Annotated in this window: 9 protein-coding genes; 7 read left to right on the plus strand and 2 right to left on the minus strand. The window is 70.6% G+C overall.

What is annotated here, in order from left to right; all coding sequences use genetic code 11:
* Window positions 1–5: 5 nt before the first annotated feature.
* Window positions 6–674 (minus strand): TOPRIM nucleotidyl transferase/hydrolase domain-containing protein, encoded by a 669-nt coding sequence (locus AOK18_RS04775; protein ID WP_055693482.1) that lies wholly within the window; start codon window positions 672–674, stop codon window positions 6–8.
* 228 nt (window positions 675–902) lie between these two features.
* Between AOK18_RS04775 and AOK18_RS04780 the strand changes: the two genes are divergently transcribed.
* The 6 genes from AOK18_RS04780 to AOK18_RS04805 all read left to right on the plus strand — a co-directional run bounded on the left by AOK18_RS04780 (window position 903) and on the right by AOK18_RS04805 (window position 6,520).
* Complete coding sequence (locus AOK18_RS04780) at window positions 903–2,030, plus strand: ABC transporter permease (RefSeq protein ID WP_055693483.1); 1,128 nt, start codon at window positions 903–905, stop codon at window positions 2,028–2,030.
* Window positions 2,027–2,743, plus strand: a complete 717-nt coding sequence (locus AOK18_RS04785) for an ABC transporter ATP-binding protein (protein WP_055693484.1) — start codon at window positions 2,027–2,029, stop codon at window positions 2,741–2,743. The genes AOK18_RS04780 and AOK18_RS04785 overlap by 4 nt, the downstream gene beginning before the upstream one ends.
* 75 nt (window positions 2,744–2,818) lie before the next feature.
* Complete coding sequence (locus tag AOK18_RS04790) at window positions 2,819–3,430, plus strand: TetR/AcrR family transcriptional regulator (RefSeq protein WP_055574009.1); 612 nt, start codon at window positions 2,819–2,821, stop codon at window positions 3,428–3,430.
* Between the two features lie 300 nt (window positions 3,431–3,730).
* Complete coding sequence (locus tag AOK18_RS04795; RefSeq protein ID WP_055693485.1) at window positions 3,731–4,174, plus strand: hypothetical protein; 444 nt, start codon at window positions 3,731–3,733, stop codon at window positions 4,172–4,174.
* Between the two features lie 9 nt (window positions 4,175–4,183).
* On the plus strand, window positions 4,184–5,965 hold the full coding sequence (locus AOK18_RS04800; RefSeq protein WP_055693486.1) for an alpha/beta hydrolase: 1,782 nt from the start codon (window positions 4,184–4,186) through the stop codon (window positions 5,963–5,965).
* 93 nt (window positions 5,966–6,058) lie between these two features.
* Window positions 6,059–6,520, plus strand: a complete 462-nt coding sequence (locus tag AOK18_RS04805; protein WP_240503059.1) for a hypothetical protein — start codon at window positions 6,059–6,061, stop codon at window positions 6,518–6,520.
* Window positions 6,521–6,802: 282 nt separating this feature from the next.
* On the opposite strand, the gene AOK18_RS04810 is transcribed toward AOK18_RS04805, so the two are convergent.
* On the minus strand, window positions 6,803–8,974 hold the full coding sequence (locus AOK18_RS04810) for a TerD family protein (RefSeq protein WP_055693488.1): 2,172 nt from the start codon (window positions 8,972–8,974) through the stop codon (window positions 6,803–6,805).
* Between the two features lie 645 nt (window positions 8,975–9,619).
* On the opposite strand from AOK18_RS04810, the gene AOK18_RS33945 reads away from it, so the two are divergent.
* A partial coding sequence (locus AOK18_RS33945) for a helix-turn-helix domain-containing protein (protein WP_338119097.1) occupies window positions 9,620–10,074 on the plus strand: 455 nt, incomplete at its 3' end.

Below are 10,074 nucleotides of genomic sequence, written 5' to 3' on the forward strand. Positions count from 1 at the left end.
CGGGTTCAGAGGCCGACGGGCAGCTCACCGAACAGGCCGTCGAGCGGGGCGGGCACGCGGTCGGGTTCGAGGGCCTCGACGAGGGCACGGCCGTAGTGGATCTTGCGGCCCTTCTTCGTGCCGAGGAAGCGCCGCAACTGCTGCCGGGCGGTGCGGCCCTGCTGCGCGGGCTGCTGCTGGAAGGTCTGCAGGGCGCGCAGATCGCCCTGCGCCCGGACGATCTCCTCCACCCGTGCCACGCCCAGCGTGCGGATCAGCTCGTCCTCCAGGTCCGCCGAGCAGACGAAGAACCGCTGCGGCTGCCCCTGCCCCTCTCCCGGGCCGGCCGTCGGGGTGGCTCCCGCCAGGGCACGCGCGTAGAAGCGGAGCTCCCCCTCGTCGCACAGCCCCGTCAGGTGCAGGCCCAGGCCGGGCGACGGCCCGAGCAGCCGGGCGAAGCGTCCGACGCTCATCGCGCCGCCCATCGGCAGGACGCAGATCCCCTCGCTCTCCAGGTCCAGCCCGCGGCGCTCGGCCAGCGCGTCGACCGCCGCCGCGTCACTCAGTCCTTCGAGCAGGACGGCCGTCCGGACGGACAGCCGCGCCGCCAGCTCCCGCACGGGCTCACCGGGCTCCTCGGAGCCGCCGGCCGCCCTCAGGGTGACCGCTTCCCGGAACGCCCTCATGTCAGCCATGGCACGAGTCTGTGCCCTTCCCGGTCGGCGCGGTACGGAACGTGCGCATCGGTGCGTCGTCCGGCGCCGCCCGACAGGGAGCCGACACCAGTGTCGGGATCATCCGATAAGATGCCGACGCTCTCGTCGTCAAAATTCGGCAAAGCGACGAGGGTTCCTTGCCGCCATGCCCTGATCACCCCGATCACCCTCGATTCCCCCGATCACTCCTCTTCGCTCGGAGATCCCGTGTTCCTCGCCCTACGCGATCTGCGCTTCGCCCGCGGTCGCTTCGCCCTGATGGGAGCGGTGGTCGCGCTCATCGCCGTCCTCGGCGTGCTCCTGTCCGGACTCGCCTCCGGCCTCGCGGACGCCGGCATATCCGGTCTGCGCGCCCTGCCCGTGACCCACATGGCCTTCGACGAGAAGGCGACCAGCGAGCAGTTCTCCCGTTCCACCGTGGAGGAGGAGGACTGGCGGGCATGGTCCGCGACCCCGGGGGTGCAGCGGGCGGAGCCGTTCGGGAACACCCTGGCCAACGCCCAGGTGACGCGGGGCGCCGAGAAGGGCGAACAGGTCAACCTCGCCGTCTTCGGCATGGCCCCGGACTCCCCCCTGGCCCCGGACCCCACCGAGGGCGAGCACCTGAGGGAGGGGAGCGCGGGCATCGTCATCACCCGGGAGATCGCCGACCTGGGCGTGGAGATCGGAGACGTCCTCACCGCGGACAAGAGCGAGGTGCGGCTGAAGGTCGTCGGCCTGGTCGACGACACCGTCTCCTACGGCCACATCGGCGTCGTCTACACCGACCTCGACACCTGGCGCCACCTGCACTACGGCCTGCCGGGCGACCTGCCCGAGGCCGCGCTCCGGCAGGCCACGGCTGTCGCCCTGACCCTGGAGGACGGAGCCGACACCTCCGCCGTGCAGGAGGCGACCGCCACCCGGGCCGACACCAAGGAGACCACCTACGGCGCGTCCCCGGGCTACACGGCGGAGTCGAGCACCATGGCCCTGATCAAGGGCTTCCTGTACGCCATCTCGGCGCTCGTCGTCGGCGCGTTCTTCACCGTCTGGACCGTGCAGCGCAAGGCCGAGATCGCACTGCTGAAGGCACTCGGCGCACCCACCGGGTACATCCTGCGCGACGCGCTCGCCCAGGTCGTCGCCGTGCTCGTCGGCGCGACGGCCCTCGGCACCGCCGTCGGCCTCGCCCTGGGCAGCGCGATGATCGGCAAGGCGCCGTTCTCCCTCTCCGCCCCGGCCATCGCGACCTCCGCCGGCCTCCTCGTCGGACTCGGAGCCGTGGGTGCCGCCGTCGCCGTCCGCCGCATCACCGCCGTCGACCCCCTGACCGCTCTGGGAGCCACCCGATGACCACGTCCGCCACCGACCACCGGACCGCTCCGGACACCGCGGGCTCCGGCGGACTGCGCCTGCTCGACGTCTCCCTCACCCTGGGCGACGGCGACACCGCCGTGACCGCCCTCGACCGTGTCGCCCTGACCGTCGCCCCCGGCGAGTTCGTCGCCGTCGTCGGCCCCTCGGGCTCCGGCAAGTCCAGCCTCCTCGCCGTCGCCGGCGGCCTCCAGCGGCCCACCTCGGGCACGGTCCGCGTCGCCGGCACGGAGCTGACCGCCCTGACGGACAAGGAGCGCACCGCGGCCCGCCGACGCCACATCGGCTTCGTCTTCCAGCAGTCCAACCTGCTGGCCTCCCTGACCGTCAGGGAACAGCTCCTGCTGCCCCTGCACATCGCCGGACGCCTCGACGGCGCGGCCCGGTCCCGGGCCGATGAACTCATCGAGGCGGTCGGGCTCGCGCACCGCGCCGGTTCCCGGCCGCACCAGCTGTCCGGAGGAGAACGCCAGCGCGCGGGCCTGGCCCGGGCGCTGATGACCTCCCCCGCCGTCCTGCTGGTGGACGAACCCACCTCCGCGCTGGACCGGGTGCGTTCGACCGAGGCCGTACAGCTGATCGCCGAGCAGACCCGTGAGCACGGCACCGCCACGGTCATGGTCACCCACGACACGGGGATAATGGACGCTGCCGACCGGGTGCACGAGATGGTCGACGGCCGCCTTTCCTGACCGGGCTTTCCCGACCGGGGCCGCGGGCCGACACCTCACTCCCGGCCCTGTTCGCCAGCCAGGAGTCCGCCCCGCATGCCGAAGATCAACGCCTCCACCGTCGCCGAACACCGTGCCCACCAGCGCGAGGCACTGATCAAGGCAGCGATCGACCTCCTGGTGAACGAGGGCGCCGCCGCCGTCACCCCGGCGGCGGTCGGCGCCCGGGCGGGCCTGGCCCGCTCGAGCGTGTACCAGTACTTCGACTCCTCGGCGGCCCTCCTGGCGACCATCACGGAGGAAGCCTTCCGGCGGTCGAACGAGGCACTCGCCGACGCCATGGCCGAGGCGAGCGGCCCGGTGGCACGCGTCGAGGCGTTCTTCAGGGAAAGCCTCCGCCTGGGCGCCGAGGGCGCCCACCGGCCGGCGGCCGCCCTCATGAGCGCCGGCCTCCCGCCCGCCTGCCAGGAACGGCTGATGGAACTCCACCTGGAACAGGTCGAACCGTTCCGCGCCGCCGTCAGGGAGATCGGCGCCCCCGACCCCGCGCTCACGGCGGACCTCATCGCCGGGATGCTGCACACGGCCCTGGCCGCCGTCGAGCGCGGCGTCCCGCTCGGCACCGTGACGGACCGCACCCTCACACTGGTACGCCGCTGCCTCTCCCCGGCCGACGGCACGGTTCGTGCCGGACGGGAAGGCGACTGAGTCCCGGCCCGACGGCTCCGGCCGGCAACCGGCCCGACGGAGCGGCGGCACTCCCGCCGAGCCCGTGTTCCACGGCCTCCCGCCCCGACCCTCCGCACCCTCCTCCGGACACACCGGGCAACGCCACCCGGCCCGGCCGGGAACCTGGCCCTGGCTGAGTACAGCTACTCAGAGGCCATGACGACCGACACGGATGGAGCCATCGGTGACGGGGCGTTACTGTTCGTGTCCCGACCGTAATCGTTGCGTTGCGGTCGTCCGTTCACGTCCGCTCGACAATGCCACGGCAGGGGGCCCCACATGGCGTGGGACGAATGGGAGCAGCTGAAGGCCGCAGCGGCCGAACGGCACACCGCGCAGACGCTGCTGAACCGCTTACCGGCGGACCCCGGCGGGGGCGCGGGCACACTCCTCTCGAACAGGCGGACCTGGACCGAGGCCGGTACGGACATCGGCTCGCTGCGTGAGGACATCGGCAGGGCGAGGCGGAAGCTGAAGGTCGGTCAGGCGGGTCTCGGCAAGGAGTCCGGCTGCCTGACCGCCGCCGCCCAGAAGGGCGTCCACGTCTCGTGGGAGACCTACCTCGAAAACCTCGGCTGGCGCTGCGGAAAACTCTCGGACCTCCTGGTGAGGGCGGGTACCGACCAGTACCGGACGGACGAGTCGGTCGAGGCGGAGATCGCCGGGCTCGAGGCGGCATACGCGGATACGCCCGCTGTCGGCGGCCAGGGCAAGGGGCGGTAACCGGACGACATGGACCTCGCGACACTCAAGGCCATCAAGCCCGCCGAGTACTCCGAAGCGGCCGACGGCTACCGCGGAACCTCCGACATGGCGGGCGCTGCCAAGGACCGCATCGAGAACCAGATCGCCGTGGCCGTGCGGAACCGGCTGAAGGGCGAGGCCGCGACCGCGGCGGTCAGACAACTGGGGAAGCTGGGACAGAACTTCCACTACATCCAAGCTCAGTGCGGTCTCATCGGTACCGCTCTCGAAGCGTTCTCGTACGAGATGGAAGCGGCCAAGAGGAAACTCGACACGGCCCTGGAGAACGCCAGGGCGGCGCACCTCACCGTGAACGCCGACGGCTCGGTCACCTACCCGCCGGGCGGGGAGAAGGGCGAGGACGGCAAGGTCCCCGCAGGGGGCACGGTGAGCGGCCTGACGGACGGTACGGCTTCCGCCCTTGGCCGCCAGGCGGCCGGCTTCGACCCCAACCCCCACCACCGCCTCGCCCGGGACTGCGCCGACCTGATCGCCACGGCCCTCGGGGAAGCGACCGAAGCCGACGAGAAATGGGCGCCGAAACTGCGGGCCCTGAAGGCGGACGACGACCTCACCGTCTCCGATGCGGACTGGGCCGACACGTCCTCGGACGCGAAGGGCGTGACCGGAGCCGGCGGGCAGTACCTCGCCTCACTGCCCCAACCACCCGAGGACGGCAGTCCGAAGGAGAACGCGGAGTGGTGGAAGGAACTCAGCGCGGAGGAGCAGGCAGCCTGGGCCTCCATGCGGCCCGGCACCGTCGGTGGACTCGACGGACTGCCCTCCACCGTCCGGGACGAGGCCAACCGCATGGTGTTCGACACGACACGGGGCAGGATGCGGACGGAACTGAACTCGATTCCGGCGCCGCCGTCCCACGCATGGACCTGGATCTCGGCCGGGGGCCACCCGTCCAGGGTCCACACCGATGAGTGGATGCAGTGGCACAACAAGTACGGCGACCGGTACGACCGGCTCAACAGATCGCTCAAAGGCATGCAGGCCATCCAGGACCGCTTCGACGCCACCGGCACGAGAGGGCTGCCGGAGGCGTATCTGCTGGGATTCAATACGGAAAAGGACGGCCGCGCGATCCTCGCCAACGGAAACCCGGACACCGCGCATCACACGGCTGTCTATGTGCCGGGCACGGAATCGGACCTGGGAGGGATCGGGGGGAACATCAATCGGATGGTGAACGTCTGGCGGGCAGCCAACGGAAAGGTCAGCGGAGAATCCGTTTCCACGATCACTTGGCTTGGCTATGATGCGCCCGATCACGTTGCGAGAGACGCCCCCTTCGAACACTATGCGTACGACGGCGCTCCGGAGTTCCGAAATTTCATGGACGGACTTGAAGCGTCGCATTCCGGTAATTCATCAGGTCATACCGCGGTAATTGCCCACTCGTACGGGACTACCCTTGTCGGCGCGGCAGCCCAGACGGGTCACCTCAATGCTGATGAAGTCATCTTCGCGGGCAGTCCGGGCGTCAAGGTGTCCAGCGCAGATGAGATGGACGTTCCCGAAGGACACGTGTGGAACCAAGAGGCCGATGGAGACATCGTTCCCGACATCGGCCGCTGGGGCCACGGCGGGGATGGTTTCATCATCCCCAGCGACCCGGAGTTCGGCGCCAACCAGGTGACCACGGACACCGAAGGTCACAGTGATTACTGGAAGCCGGACACCGAGAGTCTGCTGAATCAAGCCCTGATCGTTGTCGGGAAGGGCGACGAAGCGGTTCTGAAATCACCCTCGGAATCGTGAGCGCATGTCAAGTAGGAGTTGATAATGAAGACTCGACCGAGTGCTCTCATGCTCGTCGCCTCCGCTACCCTCATTACCCTCACTGGATGCAGTATGAACGACAGTCGATCCGACGGCGTCCCATTTTCCGGCACGAGCACCTCGTCCGACGCCGCCGATGCGACGGAAAGGGTGTCCAGTGGTATCTACGATCTGATCGGAGTCAAAGGAAAAGCTTCCGAAAGCTATTCGACAGTCGTGGACTGTTCAGGCAAGGATACGGAGAAGCACTTCCGGATCCTCCACCCCTGGAGCTTCTATCCGACCTCGGCTGACGACCTTGACCCAGTCATGGAACGCCTCAAGGAGGAACTGCCGAAACGCGGGTGGAGGATCGTCGAATACGGGCCGGACACCAGCAAGAACAAGAACATTAGGATGACCGCCGACAATGACGAGAAAAAATTCAGCGCAAGAATTGTAAAGATGGCAAAGAGTGAGCCCCCGATGTTGAGCCTGGACGTCATCTCCGGCTGCTACAAGATCCCGGCAGGCCAAGAGATCGAACGCTTTTAAGGGTTCGCGACATGGTCTTGTTGAAGTGGTCTGGTCGGGCGTGACCAGTGTGAGGATTCGGCAGTTCGCGAGGCTGTGGGACACCACTGGCTCCCTCTGGTGCGTCCAAGGCGAAGGAGAGGGCGGCCGGCGGAAGGAAAAACGGCCCCGGGCGGTGCCCGCGTGGTGGGTGCGGGCACCGCCCGGGGCGATGTCGAGGGCGAGGAAAGCGAAAGGACTTGTTTCAGGAAAGGATTTGAGAAGGAAGCCCCTTCATGGCCTCGCCGTGGGCAACGCTAGCACTCAGCCCGGGATCAGGTCGCGCAGGTTTTCGAGGGTGATGATCCGGGAGTCCGGGTGCAGTCCCTCGGGACGTTCGAGACCGATGTACGTCACGGGCTCGTCCGGGGCCGGCCCACCGTCCCACAGGTCCACGGACGTGGTGCCGCCGGACATCAGGCCGGTCAGGTACCGCACCGTCAGGTGCTCGCGCTCCGCGACGGCGCGCACCACCTTGGACACCGACACCTGGTTCTGCTCGACCCGGTTGGCCGACGAGATGCCCTTCAGGTACAGGTGCAGCCACTTCGCGCGCCACCGGCCGTCGTCCTCGCGCCGGAACACCAGCGGCAGCGCCACCCGGCCCGTTCCGCGCAGTTCCGACTTCATGCGCACCGTGCGCGGCTCGAACGGCCGGCCCTTCCGTTCACCGTCGCGCAGCATGAAACCGAAGAACGACTCCTCGACCTCCTCGAAGCCCTCGCCGTCGTAGATGTTGACCTGCGGAACGATGAACGCGCCGCGTACCCGGCCCAGGGACAGGTCGATGAACTCCGAGGCCCCGTCGGACGCCTGGGTGACGTCGCCCGAGTGCCTGCCCCCGACCGCCCTGAGGGACGTGTAGGAGAGCCAGGAGCGGGTGCTGTAGTCCGCGTTGAGGAGCAGCGCGGAGAGGTCGTAGTCGGTCCGGTGCTGCGCCTCCTTCCAGTACACGAAGAAGCGCAGCCGTTCGCCGGTGACCGCCGAGAGCGAGCCTCGCGGCAGTACGCCGAGCCCGGCCGCGGTCGCCCTGCCGCTGAGCGGGAGCGCCACGTCGAGGACGTCGGGGTCGAGCAGCAGCCGGTCCGGCGCGGGGAGCCTGCGGCGCAGCTCGGCGTCGAGGGCGGCGGTCAGCCGGTCGCGGTCGGCAGCGGGGACCGGCGGCCGGGTGTCGGGGGCGGCCCAGCCGCGGCCCCGGCGGTTGACGAAGATCCGGGGTGCGCCGGTCGCCCGCTCCCGGTTCTGGAAGTGCTCGCGGACCGAGAGCACGACCCGGCCGGAGACCTCGGGGGCGACCCGCGCCGCGGCGGCCACCACCGCGTCCCGCCCGTCCTGGCCGGCGGCGCTGCGCAGCAGGTGGTCCAGGGCGCGGAACAGTTTGCCGGGAGCGGACTCCAGCAGCCGTACCGCCCCGGGGACGTCGGACGCGCCGAGCAGCTCCTCCACGCGGCTGTCGAAGGACCGTGCCTCCTTCTCGCCCCGCGCCACGGCGAACACGTCGGCGGCGTGCGGCCAGCGCGGGTACTCGTGCGGGTGGAGGCGTTCACCGAGCCGCTTGAACGGCTCGCGGTGCGCGTGCACGTCGGCCAGCTTGGCGGGGTTCGCCGCGACCACGGCGTCGAGGCCCGCGAGCAGCACCCGGCGGACCGGCCGCGGGAGGGTCCGGAACCGGGTCGGCTCCTGCAGCGTCACGTCGCCGCCCGACAGCGCGCAGGCCAGCCGCAGCACGTCGGTGACGGTGTCCAGCAGGGGGTCCACGCCGGCGGCGAGACGGGCCTCGTTGACGACCGCCCGGTTCTCCCGGACCGGGATCGACTCCGGCTGGGGGCCGAGCGCGCAGCACTCGGCGAGGGTCCTGAGGTCGCGCAGGTGCTCCTCGCCCAGCGGCGTCGTGCTGCCCGCCAGGGCCAGGTACAGGTCCGTGAGTTCGTCGTCCAGACCCCGCCCGAGGTGCAGGACGGTCACCCGGTCGCCCGCCGAGGCGATCAGCTCGTCCTGTGCCGCGAGCATCTCCTCGTAGGTGTGCCGGTAGCGGCCGTAGGCGGGCAGGCTGAGCAGGTTCAGCGCCCCGCGTGCCAGCTGCGTCAGCACGCCCCCGCGCGCCGTGTCGTCGCCGAGCGCCTGCACCACGCACCGCATCCAGAAGTCTTCGGTGTCCGGCACGTTCGCCGGGAAGTCGATGAAGTACGCGTTGTGCCGGACGTGGTCGCCCACCATCTCGCTCACGGTGCGCAGCGTCCGCCCGGCGGTGTGCACGACCGCGGCCTCGGACAGCCCCGACAGCCGCTCCAGCAGCTCCGCCGAGAGCTTGAAGCCCACGGACGTCAGCGCCGCGTCGAACTGCCGGGCGGCGGTGGCTCCTTGCCCGGCGGAACCCGCGGGGGAGGGGAGACGGTGGGTGTGCCGGATGACCAGCGATTCGAGACGGTGCGCCATTCGGGGATGGTCGCAGAGGTGTGCGAGCCGGCGCACAGGAGTTTTCGTGCGCGGGTGCTCGTGCGCGATCCTCCTGCGCGGGTTCCCGTACGCGCTCCGATGCCGTGCTCACTCCCACCGTGGCGGGATCACACCTCGTCCGCGGCCGACAGGCACGGGACAGCCCTTGGCCGGCCGTCCGCACGGCGGTCGGGCCGGGGCGGCAGCCGGTCCTTCCTCCCACCTACGGGTGAGAGACGCGTTCCGGGAGCGCGCCCTCCTGGCACTCTTCCAGGTGAACGCGTCCTTCCCCGTGCCGGCTCTCGGCACGGCTCCGCGCGGGGCACCGGGGCGGCCTCACCACGGGGTTCTCCCCAGCGGGACGCCGTCCGGATCCGCTCCCCGCCACGCCGTCCGGATCCGGTCTCCCCGCCGTGTCGTCCGGGTGGGTCCGCCGAGGCCGGTCCACCCCCGTGGGTCCGGCCTGCGGCGACGTCAACCGATCCTGGACCGCGGGATCCTGTCCGGCAACGGTTCGCCCTGTCCGGGACAAGGGCCAGGCCGTCCGGGCTGGTCGGAAGGCTGTCCGGAACGGCGCGGGCGGGCCGCCCGACGTGGCCGGGACGGGGGATTGCCGGGTGTGAGGCGCGTGACGACAATGACGGAATGGCGATCTCTGGCGGCTCGGAGCCCGGCGGGGCGCGGACTCCGGCCGAGTACGTCGGATTGCTGCGGCGGCTCAAGGAGCACAGCGAGCTGACCTACCGGCAGTTGGAGGAGCGGGCCGCCGAACGCGGCGACGTGCTCGCGCGAAGCACCCTCGCGGACGTCCTGCGCCGGGACGCGCTGCCGCGGGCCGAGGTCGTCGCGGCGCTGGTCCGGGCCTGCGGCCCCGGGGAGGACGTGACCGAGTGGCTCGCCGCCCGGGAACGGCTCGCGGAGAGCGAGCGCCTCGCGGCTGCGCAGAGGCCGGGGGCCTCCGGGACCGGCCGCGCGCCGGACTCCGGTAGCGCCCCGGACACCGACCGTGTGCCGGGGGCGGACCGTGCCCCAGGGGTCGACCATGTTCCGGAGGGCAAGGCCGCCGAGGGCAAGGCAGTCGAGGGCAAGGCAGTCGAGGG

The sequence above is a fragment of the Streptomyces prasinopilosus genome, assembly GCF_001419695.1.
Classification (GTDB): domain Bacteria; phylum Actinomycetota; class Actinomycetes; order Streptomycetales; family Streptomycetaceae; genus Streptomyces; species Streptomyces prasinopilosus.